Origin of the sequence: Brevibacterium ammoniilyticum (assembly GCF_038429965.1) — a bacterium.
GTDB lineage: Bacteria > Actinomycetota > Actinomycetes > Actinomycetales > Brevibacteriaceae > Brevibacterium > Brevibacterium ammoniilyticum.
Genome location: NZ_BAABNP010000005.1, coordinates 263,524 through 287,059, shown reverse-complemented (window position 1 = coordinate 287,059; position 23,536 = coordinate 263,524). Strand labels below are relative to the sequence as shown.

The window sequence follows — 23,536 nt, the reverse complement described above, 5'->3', positions numbered from 1 at the left end:
GCTGCGAGCCACCGGCTTCCAGCGGCGTTTCCCGGACCTTGAGTGTCGATTCCGGGCTCTCGGATCGACACTGGGCGTCCGAAAGTCGAGGCCGCCTCACTCCACCGGCAGCGTGATCTCCCGCGGGACCACCCGGTCGAACTCGCCGGGCATGACCCGGGAGGGCAGGGTCACCTCGGCGTCGGGACCGTGCTCATGTTCCTGCGCGTCCTCCCACACGTCCTCACTGTCGGCACCGAAGCCCCCGGTCGACAGATCGGCGCCCGAGCGCTGTTCGGGCACGGAGGCGAGCCGGAATCCGTCGATGTCAGCAAGCTGCCGTTCGGCGAACGCCCGGTCGACCGGGACGCCGTGCCCGGGGACGAAGACCTCGGCCCCGGGGAGGGCGAGCAGCGCGTGGAGGCTCTCGACCCAGTGGCTCAGGGACGCGTCGGCGCCAGCCTGCGGGGCCGCGCCCTCCTCGACGAGGTCACCGGTGAAGACGATGCCGGCCTCGGGGAGACTGACGATGACATCGGCCGTGGAGTGTCCGCCGAGCACGGAGAGCTCGATGGGGAAGTCGCCGAGGTCGACCACCGTTGGCCCCGCACCCGCCTCGGCGATGGGGGTGACCTCGACGAGGAGGTCACCCGGATCCGCAGGCAGCTCGCGTGCGAACGCGGCGGTGTCGGGATTGGTGCGCAGCGCGTCGAGGGCGATCCACGTGCTCGCGGCCTGATCGGCGGCGAAGGCGGGGGAGGCGAAGACCCGGTCGATGCCGGCGGCGACGAGGGCGGCCGCACCGAGGTGGTGGTCCCAGTGGTCGTGGGTGATGACGAGATCGATGGGGGTGACGATCTCGTTGGCCGCGCGGCTGAGTTCGGCGGCGCGCGCGGCGAGGGCGGCCGCCGAGGCGGGGCCGGGACCGGCGTCGACGATGAGGCTGCGATCGGAGCCGGTGATGAGGGCGCAGTTGACGGCGGCAGGATCGAACGTGAGCACGGTGATGGTCGTCATGGCCCCAGTGTACGGGCGGGCACCGGCCCGATCTCGGGTCCGGCGGCACGCGCTCCGGTCGACACCGTAGACTCGCTCACGGAGCGCCCCGCACCGCGGCTGGCGCTGGCACACGAGGACAAGGAGATCGATGGAGATCACGCACATTCCCGCCGGAACGCTCCCGGAGTCCGAGATCGAGGACACCGTCGCCGAGGTGGTCGCCTTCGACCGCGTCGTCAACTCAGCCTCGGGTCTCGGTCCCGACTTCGACCCCCGCTCCGCGGAGGTGCGCAGGCAGCTGCAGCGGACGAACGACTATACGACGCACGCGCTGTGGCTCGGCCGACTCGGCGGAGACATCGTCGCCAAGGGCATCGCCTACCTCGACCTCCAGGACAATCAGAATGCCGCGGAGATCCACGTCGCAGTCCACCCCGAGCACCGCCGGCAGGGGCTGGGATCCGAGCTGCTCGCCGTCATGGAGGAGCAGCTGGCCGGCGAGGGGCGACGGACGCTGACGAGCTTCGCCGAAACCCCGGCCGGTGTCGTCGACCGGGAGCCGCGCACCGCGCGGATCGCGGCCGCCTCGGGGACGGGGGCGCTGCCCTCGGCCCTGCCGGAGGTCGCCTTCGCCCGGGCCCACGGGTACTCTCTGCGCCAGCTCGAACGCTGCTCGGTCGCGCGGATCCGCGAGGTCGGGGACGACCTGGTCGGCGGGGGAGAGGTCGCCGCCGACGGCTATGCGATCCTCACGTGGGCCGGACCCACCCCCGAGGAGCACCTCGAGGCGCTCGCCCTCCTCCAGCGGAGGATGTCGACGGACACGCCCGGGGCCGCTGACCTCGAGGAGGAGGAGTTCTGGGACGCCGACCGGGTCCGCGCGAACGACGCCGACCGGGAGGCCTCCGGCAAACGGCTGATGACGGCGCTGGCGATGAAGGGCGACGAGGTCGCCGGCTACACCCAGGCCGCCCACTTCGCCGAGCGGCCCGCCGTCGGCGACCAGGGCGGGACGCTCGTCATCGCTGAGCACCGCGGACACGGCCTCGGCGCCCGGCTGAAGAGGGCCAACCACGCAACGTTGCTGCAGGAGTCAGAGGTCGAGCGGGTCTACACCTGGAATGCGGCGGAGAACTCGTGGATGCTCGCGATCAACGACCTCGCCGGGTTCGAGACCTACGCGTGGACGAGCGTGTGGAAGAAGATCACAACCTGACCTTGCGGGACTTGACCGAATGCTATAAGCTTGATATTTGCGTTGCCGTGCCTGTGGCGTGCCTTCATATAGCGGGGGGCAGGTCAGTTCCACTCCAGTCAACCACGTTGTCGCCCGGTGTCGAAATCGACACTCCCGGAGCCAGACGACCGGTGTGAGGGTGGGGTCGCGACGCATCAATTGGTGAAGCACTCGGAAGGATCCCATTGGCCGCCGCCAACGACAACACCAGGACCGCTAACCCCCCCAAGAGAATCTCGTTCGCGAAGATCCGCGAACCCCTCGAGGTTCCCGACCTGCTCGGCCTCCAGACCGACAGCTTCGACTGGCTCATCGGCTCGGAAGCGTGGCAGGACCGCGTCGCCGAAGCCATCGAGATCGGAGACGACTCCGTCGCGACCACCTCAGGTCTCGAGGACATCTTCGAAGAGATCTCGCCGATCGAGGACTTCGGCGGATCGATGTCGCTGTCGTTCCGCGAGCACAGGTTCGAAGCTCCCAAGTACTCGATCGACGAGTGCAAGGAACGCGACATGACCTACTCGGCGCCGCTCTACGTCACCGCCGAGTTCATGAACAACAACACCGGTGAGATCAAGTCCCAGACGGTCTTCATGGGCGACTTCCCGCTCATGACCGACAAGGGCACGTTCATCGTCAACGGCACAGAGCGCGTCGTCGTCTCCCAGCTCGTCCGCTCGCCCGGCGCCTACTTCGAGTCGAGCGTCGACAAGACCACGGACAAGGACATCTTCTCAGCGAAGATCATCCCCTCCCGCGGCGCCTGGCTCGAGTTCGAGGTCGACAAGCGCGACCAGGTCGGCGTCCGCCTCGACCGCAAGCGCAAGCAGTCCGTCACCGTCCTGCTCAAGGCCCTCGGCTGGACCGAGTCGAAGATCCTCGAGGAGTTCGGCGAGTTCGAGTCCATCCGCGAGACGCTCGCGAAGGACACCGTCTCCACGCAGGAGGAGGCGCTGCTCGACATCTACAAGAAGCTGCGTCCGGCCGAGCCCGCGACCGCCGAGGCTGCGCGCAATCTGCTCAACAACCTCTACTTCAACCCCAAGCGCTACGACCTGGCCAAGGTCGGCCGCTACAAGGTCAACCGGAAGCTCGGCGTCGACGCCCCGCTGTCGGACTCGGTGCTCTCGGTCGACGACATCGCCGCGACCATCCGCTACCTCGTCTCCCTCCACGCCGGAGTCGAGACGACGAAGGGTGAGCGCGACGGCGAGGAGATCGAGGTGCGCGTCAAGCTCGACGACATCGATCACTTCGGCAACCGCCGCATCCGCGCCGTCGGCGAGCTCATCGAGAACCAGGTCCGCACGGGCCTCTCCCGCATGGAGCGCGTCGTGCGCGAGCGCATGACCACCCAGGACGTCGAGGCGATCACGCCGCAGACGCTCATCAACATCCGTCCCGTCGTCGCCGCGATCAAGGAGTTCTTCGGAACCTCGCAGCTGTCGCAGTTCATGGATCAGAACAACCCGCTCGCGGGTCTGACCCACAAGCGCCGCCTCTCGGCGCTGGGACCCGGCGGCCTCTCGCGCGACCGCGCGGCGATGGAGGTCCGAGACGTCCACCCGTCGCACTACGGCCGCATGTGCCCGATCGAGACCCCCGAGGGTCCGAACATCGGTCTCATCGGTTCGCTCGCGTCCTACGCCCGGATCAACCCGTTCGGCTTCATCGAGACCCCGTACCGCAAGGTCGTCGACGGCGTCGTCACGGACGAGACCGAGTACCTCACCGCGGATGACGAGCTCGACTACAACATCGCGCAGGCGAACGCCCCGCTGACCGACGATCAGCGCTTCGCCGAGGAAGAGGTCCTCGCCCGCCCGAAGGGCGGCGGCGGCGAAGCCGAGCTGGTGCTCCGCGACCAGATCGACTTCATGGACGTCTCCGCACGTCAGATGGTGTCCGTCGCCTCGGCGCTCATCCCGTTCCTCGAGCACGACGACGCGAACCGCGCCCTCATGGGTGCGAACATGCAGCGTCAGGCTGTGCCGCTGGTCATGTCCGAGGCCCCCGTCGTGGGCACCGGCATGGAGTACCGTGCGGCCGTCGACGCCGGCGACGTCATCGTCGCGGAGAAGGCGGGCGTCGTCACCGAGGTCTCGGCTGACTTCGTCACCGTCCTCGCCGACGACGGCACGATGCAGACCTACCGGGCAGCGAAGTTCAAGCGCTCGAACCACGGCACGTCCTACAACCAGCGCATCATCGTCGACGAGGGCGACCGCGTCGAGGCCGGTGCTGTGCTCGCCGACGGACCGTCGACGGAGAACGGCGAGATGGCTCTCGGCAAGAACCTCCTCGTCGCGTTCATGTCGTGGGAGGGCTACAACTTCGAGGACGCGATCATCCTCTCGCAGCGCCTCGTCCAGGACGACGTCCTCTCCTCGATCCACATCGAGGAGCACGAGGTCGACGCCCGCGACACGAAGCTCGGTGCCGAGGAGATCACCCGGGACATCCCGAACATCTCGCCCGACGCCCTGGCCGACCTCGACGATCGCGGCATCATCCGCATCGGCGCCGAGGTCACCGACGGCGACATCCTCGTCGGCAAGGTCACCCCGAAGGGTGAGACCGAGCTGACCCCGGAGGAGCGTCTGCTCCGGGCGATCTTCGGTGAGAAGTCCCGTGAGGTCCGCGACACCTCGCTGCGCGTGCCCCACGGCGAGATCGGCACCGTCATCGGCGTGCGCGTCTTCGACCGTGAGGACGACGACGAGCTCTCGCCGGGCGTCAACCAGATGGTCCGCGTCTACGTCGCCCAGCGACGCAAGATCACGATCGGTGACAAGATGGCCGGCCGTCACGGCAACAAGGGCGTCATCTCGACGATCCTGCCGGTCGAGGACATGCCGTTCCTCGCCGACGGCACCCCCGTCGACGTCATCCTCAACCCGCACGGTGTGCCCCGCCGTATGAACATCGGCCAGGTCTTCGAGATCCACCTCGGTTGGATCTCGAAGCAGGGCTGGAAGATCGAGGGCAACCCCGAGTGGGCCGAGGAGCTTCCGCAGCTCGCCCGCGAAGCCGAGGCCGGCACCAACCTGGCCACCCCGGTCTTCGACGGTGCCCACGAGCAGGAGCTGCGCGGACTGCTCGACGCCACGACCCCGAACCGCGACGGAGACCGACTCATCGACTCCTCGGGCAAGGCCCAGCTGTTCGACGGTCGCTCTGGTGAGCCGTTCCCGTACCCGATCTCGGTCGGCTACATGTACATGCTCAAGCTCCACCACCTCGTCGACGACAAGATCCACGCGCGGTCGACCGGCCCGTACTCGATGATCACCCAGCAGCCGCTCGGTGGTAAGGCGCAGTTCGGCGGTCAGCGCTTCGGTGAGATGGAAGTCTGGGCCCTCGAGGCCTACGGCGCTGCGTACACGCTCCAGGAGCTGCTGACGATCAAGTCCGATGACATCCCGGGCCGCGTCAAGGTCTACGAAGCCATCGTCAAGGGTGAGAACCTGCCCGACCCGGGAATCCCCGAGTCGTTCAAGGTCCTCATCAAGGAGATGCAGTCCCTGTGCCTCAACGTCGAAGTCCTGTCTTCCGACGGTGGCCAGGTCGAGATGCGCGACTCGGAGGACGAGGTCTACCGCGCAGCCGAAGAGCTCGGCATCGACCTGTCCTACCGCGAAGCCCAGACCGTCGAAGAAGTCTGAGCACTTCCACTCCAACCGACACAAGAATTTCTGATGGACCACGAGTCCATCGCCAGGAAAGAGGATTTACGTGCCTGACGTCAATTTCTTTGATGAGCTGAGGATCGGTCTCGCCACCGCGGATGACATCCGCGGCTGGTCCCACGGCGAGGTGAAGAAGCCTGAGACCATCAACTACCGCACCCTCAAGCCGGAGAAGGACGGACTCTTCTGCGAGAAGATCTTCGGTCCCACCCGTGACTGGGAGTGCGCCTGCGGAAAGTACAAGCGCGTCCGCTTCAAGGGCATCATCTGCGAACGCTGCGGCGTCGAGGTGACCCGTGCCAAGGTGCGCCGTGAGCGCATGGGCCACATCGAGCTCGCCGCTCCCGTGACCCACATCTGGTACTTCAAGGGCGTCCCCTCGCGCTTGGGCTACCTGCTCGACCTCGCGCCGAAGGACCTCGAAAAGGTCATCTACTTCGCCGCGTACATGATCACCTCTGTCGACGAGGAGTCCCGTCACCGGGATCTGCCGAGCCTGCAGAACAAGATCGACGTCGAGAAGCAGCAGATCGGCGACCGCCGCGACGCTGACATCGACCGTCGCGCCAAGAAGCTCGAAGAGGATCTCGCAGCGCTCGAGGCCGAGGGCGGCTCCGCCCAGGCGAAGAAGAAGCTGCGCGATGTCGCCGACAAGGAGATGGACAAGCTGCGCAAGAACGCCGATCGCGAGATCGACCGTCTTGAGCAGGTGTGGGACAGGTTCAAGAACCTCAAGGTCAACGACCTCGAGGGCGATGAGAGCCTCTACCGCGAGATGTTCGCCCGCTTCGGCCTCTACTTCACCGGTGCCATGGGCGCCGAGGCGATCCAGAAGCGCCTCCTCGACTTCGACCTCGAGGCCGAAGCCGAGAAGCTGCGCGAGCTGATCAACACCGGCAAGGGACAGCGCAAGACCCGCGCGCTCAAGCGCCTCAAGGTCGTCAACGCGTTCCTCACCACGGACAACAACCCCGAGGGCATGGTCCTCGACGTCGTCCCGGTGATCCCGCCCGAGCTGCGCCCGATGGTCCAGCTCGACGGCGGTCGCTTCGCGACCTCGGATCTCAATGACCTCTACCGTCGTGTGATCAACCGCAACAACCGCCTCAAGCGGCTCCTCGACCTCGGTGCCCCCGAGATCATCGTCAACAACGAGAAGCGGATGCTCCAGGAGGCCGTCGACTCGCTGTTCGACAACGGCCGTCGCGGACGTCCTGTGACCGGACCGGGCAACCGCCCGCTCAAGTCGCTCTCCGACATGCTCAAGGGCAAGCAGGGCCGGTTCCGTCAGAACCTGCTCGGCAAGCGCGTCGACTACTCGGGCCGTTCGGTCATCGTCGTCGGTCCGCAGCTCAGCCTCCACCAGGCCGGTCTGCCCAAGACCATGGCCCTGGAGCTGTTCAAGCCGTTCGTGATGAAGCGCCTGGTCGATCTCAACCATGCGCAGAACATCAAGTCGGCCAAGCGGATGGTCGAGCGTCAGCACCCGCAGGTGTGGGACGTCCTCGAAGAGGTCATCACCGAGCACCCGGTGCTGCTCAACCGTGCACCGACGCTGCACCGCCTCGGCATCCAGGCGTTCGAACCGCAGCTCATCGAGGGTAAGGCCATCCAGCTCCACCCCCTCGTGTGCTCGGCCTTCAACGCCGACTTCGACGGTGACCAGATGGCTGTCCACCTGCCGCTGAGCCCCGAGGCGCAGGCTGAGGCCCGCATCCTCATGCTCTCGGCGAACAACATCCTCAAGCCCTCCGACGGCAAGCCCGTGACCATGCCCTCGCAGGACATGATCATCGGCCTCTACCACCTCACCTCGGAGCGCAAGGGACTCGCCGGCGAGGGCCGGTCGTTCTCCAGCCTCGGCGAGGCCATCATGGCCTTCGACCACGGCGAGCTCGACCTCGGTTCGGTCGTGACCATCCGCCTCGAGAACGTCGTTCCGGGTGCGGACCTCGAGGTTCCCGAGGGCTGGGAGCCGGGCATGCCGCTCGACGTCACCACGACGCTGGGCCGTGCGCTGTTCAACGAGTACCTGCCCGCCGACTACACGTTCGTCAACTCGACGATCGACAAGAAGGCGCTGAGCCGGATCGTCAACCACCTCGCCGAGGAGTACCCGAAGGTCGAGGTCGCGCACACGCTCGACAACTTCAAGTCCGGCGGCTTCCACTGGGCGACTCGTTCGGGCATCACCGTGGCGATGTCGGACATCGTCTCGCCCGAGGCGAAGACGGAGATCCTCGACAACGCCGAGGCGCTCGACACGAAGGTCCAGCAGCAGTACGAACTCGGTGCGCTCACCGACGACGAGCGCCGCAACGAGCTCGTCAAGCTGTGGACCGAGACCACCGAGAAGGTCGACCAGGTGATGCGGACGAACTTCCCGGAGGAGAACTCCGTGCTCCGCCTTGTCGACTCGGGTGCGTCCGGCAACTGGATGCAGGTCCGTCAGCTCGCCGGTATGCGCGGTCTGGTGACGAACCCGAAGGGTGAGATCATCCCGCGTCCGATCACGTCGAACTACCGTGAGGGACTCTCGGTGCTCGAGTACTTCATCGCCTCCCACGGCGCCCGCAAGGGCCTCGCGGACACGGCGCTGCGTACCGCCGACTCCGGTTACCTCACGCGTCGACTCGTCGACGTCTCGCAGGACGTCATCATCCGCACCGCGGAGACCGATTCGACCAAGGGCATCACCCTGCCCGTGGCCGAGCGCGACCACGACGGCAACCTCGTTCCGCACGAGTTCGTCGAGACCAGCGTCTACGGCCGTCTCACGGTCTCCGACGTCACCGACGCCGACGGCAATGTCATCGTCCCGGCGAAGACGGACGTCACCGCTGAGGTCGTCGACACCCTCGTGGCCGCCGGCATCGAAGAGCTCAAGGTCTACTCCGTGCTCACCGCGGATTCGGACACGCAGATCTCGGCGATGCACTACGGTCGTTCGATGGCCACCGGCAAGCTCGTCGACATCGGCGAGGCGATCGGCACGGTCGCTGCCCAGTCGATCGGCGAGCCCGGCACGCAGCTGACGATGCGCACCTTCCACACCGGTGGTGTGGCGGCGTCCTCGGGTGACATCACCCAGGGTCTGCCCCGTGTCACCGAGCTCTTCGAGGCCCGCACCCCGAAGGGCTTCGCCCCCATCGCCGAGGCGACCGGTCGGGCGAAGATCGACGACAGCCGCAAGACCCGCTTCGTCGTCATCACCCCCGATGACGGCGGCGAGGAGATCGAGCACGCAGTCTCCAAGCGCGCCCGCCTCCTCGTCGAGGACGGCCAGCACGTCAAGGCGGGCGAGCAGCTCGTCGTCGGTGCTGTCGATCCGAAGCAGGTGCTGCGCATCCGCGGTCGCCGTGAGGCCGAGCGCTTCCTCGTCGAGCAGGTGCAGAAGGTGTACCGCTCGCAGGGCGTGGGGATTCACGACAAGCACATCGAGGTCATCGTGCGGCAGATGCTGCGTCGCGTGACCGTCATCGAGTCGGGCGACACCAACCTGCTGCCCGGCGAGCTCGTCGACCGCGGCCGCTACCAGGCGGAGAACCGTCGCGTCGTCGCCGAAGGCGGACAGCCGGCTTCGGCCCGTGACGAGCTCATGGGCATCACGAAGGCCTCGCTGGCCACCGAGTCGTGGCTCTCGGCTGCGTCCTTCCAGGAGACCACGCGCGTCCTCACCGAGGCCGCGATGGAAGGCAAGTCGGACACGCTCATGGGGCTCAAGGAGAACGTCATCCTCGGTAAGCTCATCCCGGCCGGCACCGGCCTCCAGACGCACCGCAACATCGTTGTGGAGCCGACGGAGGAGGCGAAGGCCGAGATGTTCACCAACAGCTACGGTGACTTCTACGCGGGCATCGGCGCCGACTCCGGCTCCGCGATCCCGCTCGAGGACTACGACTACGGCGCCTTCAGCTGAGTCTGAGTTCCAGACCGCCTGAGGTCTGAACGGCAGAGGGGCACCCACCGACACGGTGGGTGCCCCTCGTGCATTCAGCGCTTGGGCCGCCGCTCGCGCGGTTGCGACGCCTTCCGCGCGGATCGCGGCTACCCGAAGAGAACCTGCGCCTCTTCCCAGCGGTCGAGCGGCACCGTCTTGAGGCTGTCGACGGCCGAGGCCATCTCGACGGCGACGATGTCGGTGCCCTTGAGGCTCGCCATCTTCCCCCACTGCTCGTCGTGGGCGAGGTCGGCTGCGGCCATGCCGAGCCGGGTCGAGAGCACCCGGTCATACGCGGTGGGGGAGCCGCCGCGCTGCAGGTGTCCGAGGATCGTCGCGCGGGTCTCGATGCCCGTGGTCTCCTCGATGAGGGGTGCGAGGTAGTTCGCGATGCCGCCGAGCCGGGCCCGGCCCCTGCTGTCGAGACCGCGGTCGGCGATCTGCTCGTCGAGGCCCTCGGGCACGAAGCCTTCGGCGACGACGACGATCGGGGCGCGACCGCGGTCCCTCGCCGAGGTTACCCACTGCCCGATCTGGTCCATCGAGACGGGGAACTCGGGCATGAGGATCGCGTGCGCGCCGCCGGCCATACCCGAGTGCAGCGCGATCCAGCCGACGTTGCGGCCCATCACCTCGATGACCATGCACCGGTGGTGCGACTCAGCGGTCGTGCGCAGCCGGTCGATCGCCTCGGTGGCAATCGACTGGGCGGTGTCGAAGCCGAACGTGTAGTCGGTGTTGTCGAGGTCGTTGTCGATCGTCTTCGGCACCCCGACGATGTTGAGCCCCTCCTCCTCGACGAGTCGCGAGGCACCCGAAAGCGTCCCCTCGCCGCCGATCGCGACGATCGCATCGATGTCGTGGGCGGCCATCACCTCGCGCATCCGTGCCGGACCGCCGTCCTCGTAGGGGTGAGTGCGGGAGGTGCCGAGGATCGTGCCGCCGCGTCCGGACAGGCCGCGGACATCGAGCATCGACATCTCGAACACGTCGTCCTCGAGGAGTCCCCGCCAGCCGTCCCTGATCCCGACGAACGAGGAGCCGTGGGAGCGGATGCCCTTGCGGACGATGCCGCGGATGACGGCGTTGAGTCCGGGGCTGTCGCCGCCGGAGGTGAGGATCCCGATTCTCATGTCAGCTGTCCCTGGTCCTTTCCTCGGTAGCCCTTCGCCAGGTGGATGTCGTGGCCGGCCATGAGCGACATGCCCTTGAGCACGAGCGTTCCGTTCGATCCGTCTCCGCGGGCCGACTGGCGGACCTCGTTGCCGGCCATGATGTTGATCGTCTCGTCCTTGATCCGCACACCCGGCGGGACGTAGATGTCGTTGCCGCCCCACATCGCGAAGGAGTGGAGCTCGACGGTGACGCCGGGGCCCATCACCTCGCAGAGGTCGATGTTGTCCCCGCCCATGAGCGCGTACGTCGTCACCTCGGCGGTGCCGGCGGGCACGTCGATCTCGCGCCCGGACATGATCGCCACGGAGTTCACCGGCGCCGAGGTGCCGGGTGCGGCGAGCGGCGACAGCGGTGCGGGTCGGTTGCCGGGGACGATCTGCGATCCGGGGGACGTTCCGCCCGTCTGCGCCTCGAGCGATCGGTGGAGGTCGTTGCCCTCGGGAAGGTCGACGATGAGCGGCATGAGTTCGTCGAGGTACTTCGCCGCGATCGCCTCGTCCTGCCGCTCAGCGGTCTCCTCGGGGTCGAGGCGACCGTTCGAGACGGCGTCGGTGATGACGGCGAGCACGGCGTCGCGGTCCTTGTCAGAGGCGCGGATCCGCGGACGGGAGGGGAGCTCTGGCTGTTCGTCGGACATGGTCACCAGTGTAGCGGGGACCACACCCGTCGACCGGGGACAGCACACGGGCGGTGCCCTTGGTTGGGGCACCGCCCGTGCGGTGCGGAACCGTGCCCTCGCCGAGGCGGTGGCGCGGGGTCCGTGCCACCGCCTCGGCGAGGGGTCGGCTCAGCGCTTCAGGTCGTAGCGGTCGGCTTCGACGACCTTCGTCCAGGCACGGACGAAGTCGGTGACGAACTTCTCCTGCGCATCGTCGGAGGCGTAGACCTCGGCGATCGCACGCAGCTCGGAGTTCGCACCGAAGAGCAGGTCGACGCGGCTGCCCGACCACAGCTTCTCACCATCGGGGGAGTAGTTCTCGTAGAGGTTCGTCGTCGCCGAATCGCCGACGGCCTTCCACGTGTTGCCGAGCTCGAGGAGGTTGACGAAGAAGTCGTTCGTCAGCTGCTCCTTGCGGTCGGTGAAGACGCCGAGCTCGGAGTCCTCGTAGTTCGCCCCGAGGACGCGCAGGCCGCCGATGAGGACGGTGAGCTCGGACGGGGTGAGCCCGAGCAGGCTCGCCTGGTCGAGCAGGAGGAACTCCGCGGCCAGGGGCAGATCCGGGGTGAGGTAGTTGCGGAAGCCGTCGTGGGTGGGCTCGAGGTAGGAGAACGACTCGATGTCGGTCTGCTCCTGCGAGGCGTCCCCGCGACCGGTCGAGACCGGGACGGTGATGTCGTGGCCGGCCGCGGCGGCGGCGGTCTCGACGCCCACGGCACCGGCGATCGCGACGACGTCGGCGAAGGAGGCGCCGGTCTGGTCGGCGATGCCCTCGAGGACGCCGATCACCTCGGCGAGCTTCGCGGGCTCGTTCGCGGTCCAGTCACGCTGCGGTTCGAGGCGCAGGCGCCCGCCGTTGACGCCGCCGCGCATGTCGGAGACGCGGTGCGAGGAGGCGGCGGCCCACGTCGTCGAGACGAGCTGGGACACGCTCAGACCCGAGTTGCGGATCGAGGCCTTGACGAGCTCGAGCTCACCGTCGTTGAGAGGGGTGCCGGCCGGGATCGGGTCCTGCCAGATGAGCTCCTCGGTGGGAACCTCGGGTCCGAGGTACCGGGTGGCCGGGCCCATGTCACGGTGGGTGAGCTTGAACCAGGCCCGGGCGAACGCGTCCTCGAAGGCGGCCTGGTCGTCCTTGAAGCGGCGCGAGATCTTCTCGTAGGCGGGGTCGAAGCGCAGGGAGAGGTCGGTGGTGAGCATGCGCGGCTCCCGGCGTCCCTCACCCTGGGCCATCGGGACCATGTCGTCGCCGCCGCCGTCGATCGGACGCCACTGGATGTGGCCGCCCTCGTTCTCGAACTTCTCCCACTCGTAGGCGAAGAGGATGTGGAAGAACTCGTTGTCCCAGCGGGTCGGATGGTAGGTCCACGTGACCTCGATGCCGCTGCCGATCGAGTCATTGCCGTGCCCGGTGCCGAAGTCGGACTTCCAGCCCAGACCCTGCTGCTCGAGCGGGGCGCCCTCGGGGTCGGCGCCCTTGTGGCTCTCGGGGCCGGCGCCGTGGGTCTTGCCGAAGGTGTGACCGCCGGCGATGAGGGCGACGGTCTCCTCGTCGTTCATCGCCATCCGACCGAAGGTGTCGCGGATGTCGGCAGCGGCCTTGAGCGGGTCGGGCTCGCCCTCAGGGCCTTCCGGGTTGACGTAGATGAGGCCCATCGTCGTCGCCGCCAGCGGCTTCTGCAGCTCGCGGTTGCCCGCGTAGCGCTTGTCGGTGCCCAGCCATTCGGTCTCCGAGCCCCAGTAGACGTCGTTGTCCGGCTCCCAGACGTCCTTGCGTCCGCCGGCGAAGCCGAAGGTCTTGAAGCCCATCTGCTCGAGGGCGACGTTGCCCGCGAGGATGAAGAGGTCGGCCCAGGAGATCTTCTTGCCGTACTTCTTCTTCAGCGGCCACAGCAGACGCCGGGCCTTGTCGAGTCCGACGTTGTCGGGCCACGAGTTGAGCGGGGCGAAGCGCTGCTGGCCCTCACCGCCGCCGCCGCGACCGTCCTGGACGCGGTAGGTGCCCGCCGAGTGCCAGGCCATGCGGATCATGAACGGGCCGTAGTTGCCGAAGTCGGCGGGCCACCAATCCTCGCTCGTGCGCTGCATCTCCGCGAGGTCGGCCTTGAGAGCGAAGTAGTCGAGGCTGTTGAACTCGGCCGCGTAGTCGAAGTCCTCATCCATCGGGTCGCGGGCCGGCTGGTTCTTCGCGAGGATCTTGAGGTTGAGGCGGTTGGGCCACCAGTGGGAGTTGGCGTCGCCCTGCATCGGAGAGGTCAGGGACCCGGGCTCGGTGGTCGCGGTTGCCGTCGAGTCGCCGTGGACGACCGGGCAGCCGCCCGTGGTGGAGGTTTCGGACATGGGGTTCCTTTCGGGTTCGAGCCGCAGCGCGGCTCAGCTGTGGTCCTCGGCAGCGGTTGCCCGCAGGCGTCTGCGCCGGTTCACGCGACAGAGGTGCGTTGCTCAGTCTCCCTGGTCGCTCGGTCCCTCACTGCCGCTGCGGCAGTCGGGGCAGAGTCCCCAGAACGTCACCTCGGCCTGGTCGACTGCGAATCCGTGATCGTGCGACGGACTCAGACAGGGCGCCCGGCCGACTGTGCAGTCGACATCGACGATGAGACCGCACGACCGGCAGACGAGGTGATGGTGGTTGTCGCCGATGCGCCGCTCGTACCTGGCCACGGACCCGGACGGCTGGATGCTCCGGACGAGGCCGACCGCGGTGAGCGTGTGCAGCGAATCGTAGACGGCCTGATGGGAGACGTCCGGCAGGCTCTCCCTGACGGATCGGATGACGGTCTCGGTGTCGGCATGGGGGTGGGTGTCCACCGCCGCCAGCACCGCGACCCTCTGCTTCGTCACGCGCAGGGAACTGCTCCGCAGGGTCGCGGAATAGTCCTCGGCGTGCACGCGTTCTTCCTCTGACACACCTTCACCCTGCCCCGTTTTCTTGAATGAGTCAAGGAAGCGGGTCCTCAGCCGTGCCTCCTCGCCGAGGTGGTTGCCGGGCCGGAGGGCCGTGTGACCCCGGTCTCGCCGGGGCGGAGGCCCTCGCGCTCCCGTTCCGGCAGGGTGCCGGTGGTTTTGACCAGAGGCTCGCGCACGCGATATTCTGGGATGCGACTGATTGTGTTATCTGCGTCGTCGGACGATCATGCCAGGTGTTCTGTGAGGCCTGGGACCAGTGTGAGTGCGACCGGCGCAGGCCGCCGAAACCGCGGGCCTCTGCGCGTGCGTGTCCTTGCGACACTCCCGACCGCAGGGTGCGTGGCATCGCGCGGATACTGGCATCGGGAGTCAAGCTTCACCCGGTGTTCAGTCGGATATGTCCCACGGTTCACAGACGCGCATGCGCGACCGATGTGGGAATTAGGTTCATCGAGAAGCAATGGAGAACGCTTAGTGCCGACAATCCAGCAGCTCGTCCGCAAAGGACGGCATAACAAGTCCGCAGGGTCCGACGCCCCTGCCCTCAAGGGCAGCCCTCAGCGTCGCGGCGTGTGCACCCGTGTGTACACCACGACCCCCAAGAAGCCGAACTCGGCTCTTCGCAAGGTCGCTCGTGTCAAGCTCTCGAGCCAGATCGAAGTGACCGCGTACATCCCCGGCGAGGGACACAACCTGCAGGAGCACTCGATCGTGCTCGTCCGCGGCGGCCGTGTCAAGGACCTCCCGGGTGTGCGCTACCGGATCGTGCGCGGTTCCCTCGACACCCAGGGTGTCAAGGGCCGTCAGCAGGCCCGCAGCAAGTACGGAGCGAAGAGGGAGAAGAAGTAATGCCGCGCAAAGGTCCCGCACCCAAGCGACCGATCGTCATCGACCCGGTCTTCAACTCGCCGCTCGTCACGCAGCTGATCAACAAGATCCTGCTCGACGGCAAGCGGTCGACGGCCGAGCGCATCGTCTACGGTGCCCTCGAGGGAACTCGTGAGAAGAACGGCAACGACCCCGTCGCCAACCTCAAGAAGGCCCTCGACAACATCCGTCCGTCCCTCGAGGTCCGCTCCCGCCGTGTCGGCGGTGCGACCTACCAGGTTCCGGTCGATGTCCGTCCTGCTCGTTCGACCACCCTCGCGTTGCGCTGGCTCGTCGGCTACGCCCGCCAGCGTCGCGAGAAGACGATGACCGAGCGCCTCATGAATGAGATCCTCGACGCCGGCAACGGCCTCGGTGCCGCAGTCAAGCGCCGTGAGGACACCCACAAGATGGCCGAGTCCAACAAGGCCTTCGCCCACTACCGCTGGTAATCGTCGCCCCCGTCCCCGGTCGGTCCGCTCCGGACCGACCGGGGACGGGGGAGTCGATCAAGTCATCGATTGAGAGAGAGACACCGTGGCACTTGACGTGCTCACCGACCTGAACAAGGTCCGCAACATCGGCATCATGGCCCACATCGATGCCGGTAAGACCACCACGACCGAACGCATCCTGTTCTACACCGGTGTGAACTACAAGATCGGCGAGACCCACGACGGAGCCTCGACGATGGACTGGATGGAGCAGGAGCAGGAGCGCGGCATCACGATCACGTCGGCCGCGACGACCTGCTACTGGCACGACTACCAGATCAACATCATCGACACCCCCGGGCACGTCGACTTCACCGTCGAGGTGGAGCGCTCGCTCCGCGTCCTCGACGGCGCCGTCGCCGTGTTCGACGGCAAGGAAGGCGTTGAGCCGCAGTCCGAGACCGTGTGGCGTCAGGCCGACAAGTACAACGTTCCGCGCGTGTGCTTCGTCAACAAGATGGACAAGCTCGGTGCGGACTTCTACTTCACCGTGCAGACCATCAAGGACCGCCTCGGTGCGAAGCCGCTCGTCATCCAGCTGCCGATCGGCGCCGAGTCCGAGTTCGAGGGCATCGTCGACCTCCTTGAGATGAAGGCCTACATCTGGCCTGACGAGTCCAAGAAGGGTCAGGACATGACCGAGATCGAGATCCCCGCGGATCTCAAGGACAAGGCCGAGGAATACCGCGCCCAGCTCGTCGAGGACGTCGCCGAGAGCTCTGAGGAGCTCATGGAGAAGTACCTCGAGGGCGAAGAGGTCTCCATCGAGGAGATCAAGGCCGGCATCCGCTCTCTCGTCATCAACTCCGAGGCCTTCCCGGTCATGTGCGGTTCCGCGTACAAGAACAAGGGCGTCCAGCCCATGCTCAACGCGGTCCTCGACTACCTCCCCTCGCCGCTCGACGTGCCTCCGATGATCGGACACAACCCGAGCAACGAGGAAGAGGAGATCGTCCGCAAGCCCGACGTCAAGGAGCCGTTCTCGGCGCTCGCGTTCAAGGTCGCCACGCACCCGTTCTTCGGTGCGCTGACCTACGTCCGCGTGTACTCGGGACAGGTGAAGTCGGGTGAGCAGGTCCTCAACGCCACGAGCGGGAAGAAGGAGCGCGTCGGAAAGCTCTTCCAGATGCACTCCAACAAGGAGAACCCGGTCGAAGAGGCGATCGCGGGTCACATCTACGCGTTCATCGGCCTCAAGGACACCACCACCGGTGACACCCTGTGCGATCCGGCACACCCGATCGCGCTCGAGTCGATGACCTTCCCCGAGCCCGTCATCTCCGTGGCCATCGAGCCCAAGACGAAGGGCGACCAGGAGAAGCTCTCGGCTGCCATCCAGAAGTTCGTCAAGGAAGACCCGACCTACCAGGTCGAGCTCGACGCGGAGACCGGTCAGACCGTCATCCGCGGTATGGGCGAACTCCACCTCGACATCCTCGTCGACCGCATGCGTCGCGAGTTCAAGGTCGAGGCGAACGTCGGCAAGCCGCAGGTCGCGTACCGCGAGACGATCCGTCGGGCCGTCGAGAAGTACGACTACACCCACAAGAAGCAGACGGGTGGATCGGGACAGTTCGCGAAGGTCCAGGTCACCTTCGAGCCTCTCGAGGTCGACGGCGACACGATCTACGAGTTCGAGAATGCCATCACGGGCGGCCGCGTGCCGCGCGAGTACATTCCGAGCGTCGACGCGGGCATCCAGGACGCCATGCAGCTCGGTGTCCTCGCCGGCTACCCGCTGGTCGGCATCAAGGCCACCCTGGTCGATGGTGCCTACCACGACGTCGACTCCTCGGAGATGGCGTTCAAGATCGCCGGTTCGATGGTCCTCAAGGAGGCCGTCCGGAAGGCGAACCCGGTTCTGCTCGAGCCGGTCATGGAAGTCGAGGTGCGCACCCCTGAGGAGTACATGGGTGACGTCATCGGCGACCTCAACTCTCGGCGTGGCCAGATCCAGTCGATGGACGACGCTTCCGGCGTGAAGGTCGTCCGCGCGATGGTCCCGCTCTCGGAGATGTTCGGCTACATCGGCGACCTGCGGTCGAAGACCCAGGGCCGTGCGGTGTACTCGATGCAGTTCTCCAGCTACGCGGAGGTCCCGAAGGCTGTTGCCGACGAGATCATCCAGAAGGTGCGCGGCGGAGAGTGATCTCCTAAGGCTCATCGCCAAGGTGATGTAGAACAACATCACCGGAATGAAAGATAACCAACAAAGGTCTAAGATATGAACCGCATATCTTTTGCCAACCACGAGGAGGAACCCAGTGGCAAAGGCTAGTTTCGATAGGACTAAGCCGCACGTCAACATCGGCACCATCGGCCACGTTGACCACGGAAAGACCACCTTGACCGCTGCGATCACCAAGGTCCTGGCGGACAAGTACCCCGATCTCAACGAGGCACGTGCCTTCGACCAGGTGGACAACGCACCTGAGGAGAAGGAGCGCGGCATCACCATCAACGTCTCGCACGTTGAGTACCAGACCGAGAAGCGTCACTACGCTCACGTCGATGCCCCGGGTCACGCCGACTACATCAAGAACATGATCACCGGTGCTGCTCAGATGGACGGCGCGATCCTCGTCGTCGCCGCCACCGACGGTCCGATGCCGCAGACCCGTGAGCACGTCCTGCTCGCGCGTCAGGTGGGTGTGCCCTACATCGTCGTGGCTCTCAACAAGTCCGACATGGTCGAAGACGAAGAGCTCCTCGAGCTCGTCGAGTTCGAGGTCCGCGACCTCCTCTCCAGCCAGGAGTTCGACGGGGACAACGCTCCCGTCGTCCAGGTCTCCGCTCTCAAGGCCCTCGAGGGCGACGAGAAGTGGGTCAAGACCGTCGAAGAGCTCATGGACCAGGTCGACGACTTCGTTCCCGAGCCGGAGCGCGACGTCGACAAGCCGTTCCTCATGCCCGTCGAGGACGTCTTCACGATCACCGGTCGTGGAACCGTCGTCACCGGTCGTGTCGAGCGCGGCGTCCTCCTCCCCAACGAGGAGATCGAGATCGTCGGCATCAAGCCGAAGTCCTCGAAGACCACGGTCACGGCCATCGAGATGTTCCGCAAGACCCTGCCGGACGCCCGTGCAGGTGAGAACGTCGGTCTGCTTCTCCGCGGCACCAAGCGCGAAGACGTCGAGCGCGGTCAGGTCATCGTCAAGCCGGGTTCGATCACCCCGCACACCAAGTTCGAGGCCCAGGTCTACATCCTGAGCAAGGACGAGGGCGGCCGTCACAACCCGTTCTACTCGAACTACCGTCCGCAGTTCTACTTCCGGACCACGGACGTCACCGGCGTCATCACGCTGCCCGAGGGCACCGAGATGGTCATGCCCGGCGACAACACCGACATGTCGGTCGAGCTCATCCAGCCGATCGCCATGGAGGAGGGCCTCCGCTTCGCCATCCGCGAAGGTGGACGCACCGTCGGCGCCGGTCGAGTCACCAAGATCATCGAGTGATCTGACTCGTCTGAGTGAACTCAGCCTTCGGACCCCGGTCTGAAGCAGTTCAGGGGCCGCAATCCCGTACAGGGATTGCGGCCCCTGTCGCGTCTATCCTGGAGACGTCGGACTTCGATCCCGTGAGGAGACCCATGACGACAGATGCAGCGAGGCCGCAGGAGCACGGCAGGCCCCAGCCTTCGGTCCCGCCCTCGCCGAGGTGGTCCGACGACGCCGTCATCTACCAGATCTACCCCCGGTCGTTCGCCGACGGAGACGGCGACGGAGTCGGGGATCTGCGGGGCATTCTCGATCGTCTCTCGCACATCGTCGACCTCGGGGTCGACGCGATCTGGCTCTCGCCCTTCTACCCCTCACCGCAGAACGACGCCGGCTACGACGTCGCCGACTACGTCGACGTCGACCCGCTCTTCGGCAGCCTTGAGGACTTCGACGAGCTCGTCGTTCGCGCCCACGGCGCAGGCATCCGCGTCATCGTCGACCTCGTGCCCAACCACACCTCGTCGACGCATCCGTGGTTCCAAGCGGCCCTGACCGCCGAGGCGGGGGACCCCGCCCGCGATCTCTACGTCATCCGTCCCGGCCGAGAGGGTGGGGACGCCCCGCCGAACAACTGGACCTCGGTCTTCGGTGGCCCCGCCTGGACCCGCCTGCCCGGCAGCGACGACTGGTACCTCCACATCTTCGACCCGACCCAGCCCGACCTCGACTGGTCGAACCCGGCCGTGCACGAGGAGTTCACCGATATCCTGCGCTTCTGGCTCGACCGCGGCGTCGACGGCTTCCGCGTCGACGTCGCCCACGGACTCGTCAAGGCCGTGGGGCTGCCCGACCATGTCCCCGCGCTCGGAGCCTCGGGCGAGCCGGTGCCCGCGTCCTCGCCGACGGCCGCCTCGCCGTTCTTCGACCAGGACGGGGTGCACGAGATCTACCGTGAGTGGAGGAGGATCCTCGACGCGTACCCGGGGGAGAGGATCCTCGTCGCCGAGGCGTGGGTCGAACCCCTCGAGCGTCTCTTCCGCTACGTCCGCGCCGATGAGATGGATCAGGCCTTCAACTTCACGTTCCTCATGGCCGGCTGGGATGCTCCCGGTCTCGCCCGTGCGATCGAGGACACCTTCGCCGCGGCCGCTGAGGTCGGCGCGGCACCGACCTGGGTGCTCTCGAACCACGACACCGTCCGCCACCCCAGCCGCTTCGGGGTCGCCGAACCTCCGCCCCACCAGCGGGGCATCGGACCCGACGACCCGCAGCCGGATCTCACGCTGGGACGTCGTCGCGCCTCGGCGATGGCGCTCATCGAACTGGGACTGCCGGGATCGGCCTACATCTACCAGGGTGACGAACTCGGGCTGCCCGAGCACACGCATCTGCCCGCCTCGGCGCGGCGCGACCCGGTCTATGCGCGCAGCCGCGGAGCCGAACTCGGCCGTGACGGGGCCCGCACCCCGTACCCGTGGTCCGCCTCGGCGCCGCATCTGGGTTTCGGCACGCCGGCGGGGGAGGAGACGTGGCTTCCCCAGCCCGAGGGCCACTCCGTCCTCGCCCATGACATCCAGAACGACGACCCCGAGTCCCAGCTCCACCTCTACCGGGGACTGCTCCGGACCCGCCGGGAGCTCGGGATGGGTCGGGGAGCGTTCGCGTGGCACCCCCTCCACGATCCGCGGCGGGGACTCCTCGCCTTCACCGTGACGACGGAGACCGCCGTGGTGCTCGTGGCCGCGAACCTCTCGGAGGTGCCGATCGCCCTGCCCGAGGCGGTCGGGCGGCCGACCCTGGCCGCAAGCGGACCTGCCGCATGGGACGAGGGGACGCTGTCGGGCGAGAGCGCAGTGTGGGTGCCACTGGCATGAGTGCCGACTTGAGGTAATGTGTGATCCAGGTGGCAGTGCCACCGGCAACGTCGCAGACTGGCAGGTAGGCAATGAGGCATACGGCAAGGAAGCTCCGGCCCTGGCGAACGGGCCTGGCCGCGTTCGCCCTGCTCGGACTCGTCGGGATCACCGGCTGTGCGAGCGGAACATCGACACCGACGCTGACGTGGTACATCAACCCCGACAACGGGGGACAGGCGAAGATCGCCGAACAGTGCACTGCAGAGGCGGACGGGAAGTACCGGATCTCGACGAGCCTGCTGCCCAACGACGCTCCCAGCCAGCGAGAGCAGCTCATCCGCCGCCTCGCCTCGCAGGACTCCTCGATCGACATCATGAGCCTCGACCCGGTCTACGTCGCCGAGATGGCCAACGCCGACTACCTCACCCCGGTTCCCGAGAAGTACGTGAACGAGTTCACCGAAGGCGTCATCCCGTCCTCCGTCGAGTCCTCGACTCGCCAGGACGAACTCGTCGCGACCCCGTTCTGGGCGAACACGCAGCTGCTGTGGTATCGGAAGTCCGTCGCCGAGGCGGCGGGCCTCGACATGTCCCAGCCGGTCACCTGGGACCAGATCATCGACGCCGCCGCGGAGCAGGACAAGCGCGTCGGCGTCCAGGGCATTCGGGCCGAGTCCCTGACCGTGTGGATCAATGCGATGATCGAATCCGCCGGCGGATCGATCGTGACGAACCCCGACTCCGACGGCGCCGACGAGGTCAAGCTCGGCATCGACTCCGAGGCGGGCAGGAGCGCCGCGGAGATCATGTCCAAGATCGGCTCCACCGGTGTCGGCGGACCTCAGCTGTCCAACCTCGACGAGAATGCCTCGATGCTCGAGTTCCAGTCCGACGACGGCGGGTTCATGGTCAACTGGCCCTTCATCTACCCGGCGACGAAGGCCGCCGTCGACGAGGGAAGCCTCGACCAGGCGGTGCTCGACGACATCGGCTGGACGATCTACCCCCGGGTCGACGAATCCCAGGAGGCGCGACCGCCGTTGGGTGGGATCAACCTCGGCGTCGGCGCGTTCTCCGAGAACCCCGACCTCGCCTACGAGGCCGTCGCGTGCATCAGGCAGCCGGAGAAGCAGGCGGAGTACTTCCTCACCGACGGCAATGCTCCCTCGAACCTCGCCGCCTTCGACGACCCTGAGGTCCAGAAGGAGTTCCCCGTCGCCGACACCGTCGCCGAGTCGTTGAAGATCTCGGCAGCCCGCCCGCTCACCCCGTACTACAACGAGGTGACAGGCGGCATCCAGAAGTCCTGGCATCCGCCGGGCAGCGTCGACCCCGAGTCGACGCCGGCACGATCTCAGGAGTTCATCCTCGAGATCCTCCGAGGGGAGAGGCTGCTGTGAAGGCACGTGTGTCGAACCGGCAGCGAGGGGAGACGCGGCTGGGCTGGATGCTCTCGGCCCCCGCGGTCATCATCCTCCTCGCCGTCACCGGTTATCCCATCCTCCAGGCCGTCTACTTCTCGTTCTTCAACTACCGGATGACGGACCCGGACAACCGCTTCGTCAACTGGGGGCAGAACTACATCGTCATCCTCACCGATCCGCTGTGGTGGCAGACGGTCGGGGTGACTCTGCTGCTCACCGTGGTCACGGTCGCCGTCGAACTCGTCCTCGGGTTCGCACTCGCCCTCGTCATGCTCAATGCACTCAAAGCAGTGCGCCCGTGGGTGCGCACCGCGATCCTCATTCCCTACGGCATCATCACCGTCGTCGCCGCCTTCTCGTGGAAGTACGCCTTCGACCTCGGCACAGGCTTCGTCGGGACGTGGCTCTCGATGCCCGAGTTCGACTGGTTCGGCGACTTCTGGTCGGCGTTCCTCGTCATCTGCGCGGCCGAGATCTGGAAGACGACGCCGTTCATCTCGCTCCTCCTGCTCTCCGGCCTCGCGCAGATCCCCGGCGACATGCTCGAGGCGGCGACCGTCGACGGCGCCTCCTGGTGGCAGCGGATGTCGAAGGTGATCATCCCGAACATGAAGGCTGCGATCATGGTCGCCCTCCTCTTCCGCACCCTCGACGCCTTCCGCGTCTTCGACTCGGTCTTCGTCATGACCGCCGGCGCCCAGAACACGGCGACGGTCTCCTTCCTCACGTACAACCAGTCGATCGGCCAGCTCCAGCTGGGAATGGGTTCGGCGCTCTCGGTCCTCCTCTTCCTCAGCGTCGCCCTCATCTGCTTCATCTTCATCAAGGTCTTCAAGGTCGACTTGGCCCAGGCGAGGGGAGAGTGAC

The 23,536-nt window shown here is 66.7% G+C and carries 15 protein-coding genes; 10 read left to right on the top strand and 5 right to left on the bottom strand.

All coding sequences use genetic code 11. The features are described 5' to 3' along the window. Positions 1 to 96: 96 nt before the first annotated feature. Positions 97 to 996: an MBL fold metallo-hydrolase gene (locus AAHA49_RS08305; protein WP_259821084.1), complete on the bottom strand. Its 900-nt coding sequence runs from the start codon at positions 994 to 996 to the stop codon at positions 97 to 99. A 130-nt stretch (positions 997 to 1,126) separates the two neighbouring features. Here AAHA49_RS08305 and AAHA49_RS08300 point away from each other — a divergent pair, with 130 nt between their 5' ends. The 3 genes from AAHA49_RS08300 (at position 1,127) to AAHA49_RS08290 (ending at position 9,823) form a co-directional block, all read left to right on the top strand. Beyond that, positions 1,127 to 2,194 carry a GNAT family N-acetyltransferase gene (locus AAHA49_RS08300; protein ID WP_259821081.1) on the top strand — a complete coding sequence of 356 codons (1,068 nt, stop codon included), beginning with the start codon at positions 1,127 to 1,129 and terminating at the stop codon, positions 2,192 to 2,194. A 206-nt stretch (positions 2,195 to 2,400) separates the two neighbouring features. Next, positions 2,401 to 5,880: a DNA-directed RNA polymerase subunit beta gene (rpoB, locus tag AAHA49_RS08295; RefSeq protein ID WP_009379160.1), complete on the top strand. Its 3,480-nt coding sequence runs from the start codon at positions 2,401 to 2,403 to the stop codon at positions 5,878 to 5,880. A gap of 70 nt (positions 5,881 to 5,950) precedes the next feature. Further along, positions 5,951 to 9,823, top strand: coding sequence for a DNA-directed RNA polymerase subunit beta' (locus tag AAHA49_RS08290; protein ID WP_063249175.1), 3,873 nt, complete (start codon positions 5,951 to 5,953; stop codon positions 9,821 to 9,823). A gap of 128 nt (positions 9,824 to 9,951) precedes the next feature. On the opposite strand, the gene AAHA49_RS08285 is transcribed toward AAHA49_RS08290, so the two are convergent. From AAHA49_RS08285 to AAHA49_RS08270, 4 genes are all read right to left on the bottom strand, one after another. Continuing rightward, positions 9,952 to 10,977, bottom strand: a complete 1,026-nt coding sequence (locus AAHA49_RS08285) for a 6-phosphofructokinase (protein ID WP_009379164.1) — start codon at positions 10,975 to 10,977, stop codon at positions 9,952 to 9,954. Next, complete coding sequence (locus AAHA49_RS08280) at positions 10,974 to 11,657, bottom strand: DUF1707 SHOCT-like domain-containing protein (RefSeq protein WP_063249174.1); 684 nt, start codon at positions 11,655 to 11,657, stop codon at positions 10,974 to 10,976. The genes AAHA49_RS08285 and AAHA49_RS08280 overlap by 4 nt, the downstream gene beginning before the upstream one ends. A 150-nt stretch (positions 11,658 to 11,807) precedes the next feature. After that, the gene (katG, locus tag AAHA49_RS08275) at positions 11,808 to 14,018 is read right to left on the bottom strand and encodes a catalase/peroxidase HPI (protein ID WP_063249173.1); all 2,211 of its coding nucleotides are present in this window, start codon (positions 14,016 to 14,018) and stop codon (positions 11,808 to 11,810) included. Positions 14,019 to 14,120: 102 nt separating this feature from the next. Next, on the bottom strand, positions 14,121 to 14,585 hold the full coding sequence (locus AAHA49_RS08270; RefSeq protein WP_269447351.1) for a Fur family transcriptional regulator: 465 nt from the start codon (positions 14,583 to 14,585) through the stop codon (positions 14,121 to 14,123). A 474-nt stretch (positions 14,586 to 15,059) separates the two neighbouring features. Between AAHA49_RS08270 and rpsL the strand changes: the two genes are divergently transcribed. The 7 genes from rpsL to AAHA49_RS08235 all read left to right on the top strand — a co-directional run bounded on the left by rpsL (position 15,060) and on the right by AAHA49_RS08235 (position 23,535). Then, on the top strand, positions 15,060 to 15,434 hold the full coding sequence (gene rpsL / locus AAHA49_RS08265; RefSeq protein ID WP_009379175.1) for a 30S ribosomal protein S12: 375 nt from the start codon (positions 15,060 to 15,062) through the stop codon (positions 15,432 to 15,434). Then, entirely contained in the window at positions 15,434 to 15,904 is a 471-nt protein-coding gene (gene rpsG, locus AAHA49_RS08260; RefSeq protein WP_009379177.1) for a 30S ribosomal protein S7, read from the top strand. Before rpsL ends, rpsG begins: the two co-directional genes overlap by 1 nt. Positions 15,905 to 15,989: 85 nt before the next feature. Next, positions 15,990 to 18,095: an elongation factor G gene (gene fusA / locus AAHA49_RS08255; RefSeq protein ID WP_009379179.1), complete on the top strand. Its 2,106-nt coding sequence runs from the start codon at positions 15,990 to 15,992 to the stop codon at positions 18,093 to 18,095. 115 nt (positions 18,096 to 18,210) lie between these two features. After that, positions 18,211 to 19,404 (top strand): elongation factor Tu, encoded by a 1,194-nt coding sequence (tuf, locus tag AAHA49_RS08250; RefSeq protein WP_009379181.1) that lies wholly within the window; start codon positions 18,211 to 18,213, stop codon positions 19,402 to 19,404. Between the two features lie 134 nt (positions 19,405 to 19,538). After that, positions 19,539 to 21,263, top strand: a complete 1,725-nt coding sequence (locus AAHA49_RS08245) for a glycoside hydrolase family 13 protein (RefSeq protein ID WP_063249171.1) — start codon at positions 19,539 to 19,541, stop codon at positions 21,261 to 21,263. Between the two features lie 71 nt (positions 21,264 to 21,334). Next, positions 21,335 to 22,645, top strand: a complete 1,311-nt coding sequence (locus tag AAHA49_RS08240) for an extracellular solute-binding protein (protein WP_009379185.1) — start codon at positions 21,335 to 21,337, stop codon at positions 22,643 to 22,645. A gap of 8 nt (positions 22,646 to 22,653) precedes the next feature. After that, positions 22,654 to 23,535: a carbohydrate ABC transporter permease gene (locus tag AAHA49_RS08235; protein WP_376783115.1), complete on the top strand. Its 882-nt coding sequence runs from the start codon at positions 22,654 to 22,656 to the stop codon at positions 23,533 to 23,535. Position 23,536: the final 1 nt, after the last annotated feature.

Excerpts from the sequence above, each read along its gene's own strand:
- AAHA49_RS08305 (WP_259821084.1), bottom strand. The coding sequence starts at position 996 with ATGACGACCATCACCGTGCTCACGTTCGATCCTGCCGCCGTCAACTGC.
- AAHA49_RS08300 (WP_259821081.1), top strand. The coding sequence starts at position 1,127 with ATGGAGATCACGCACATTCCCGCCGGAACGCTCCCGGAGTCCGAGATC.
- AAHA49_RS08285 (WP_009379164.1), bottom strand. The coding sequence starts at position 10,977 with ATGAGAATCGGGATCCTCACCTCCGGCGGCGACAGCCCCGGACTCAAC.
- AAHA49_RS08280 (WP_063249174.1), bottom strand. The coding sequence starts at position 11,657 with ATGTCCGACGAACAGCCAGAGCTCCCCTCCCGTCCGCGGATCCGCGCC.
- katG (WP_063249173.1), bottom strand. The coding sequence starts at position 14,018 with ATGTCCGAAACCTCCACCACGGGCGGCTGCCCGGTCGTCCACGGCGAC.
- rpsG (WP_009379177.1), top strand. The coding sequence starts at position 15,434 with ATGCCGCGCAAAGGTCCCGCACCCAAGCGACCGATCGTCATCGACCCG.
- AAHA49_RS08245 (WP_063249171.1), top strand. The coding sequence starts at position 19,539 with ATGACGACAGATGCAGCGAGGCCGCAGGAGCACGGCAGGCCCCAGCCT.
- AAHA49_RS08240 (WP_009379185.1), top strand. The coding sequence starts at position 21,335 with ATGAGGCATACGGCAAGGAAGCTCCGGCCCTGGCGAACGGGCCTGGCC.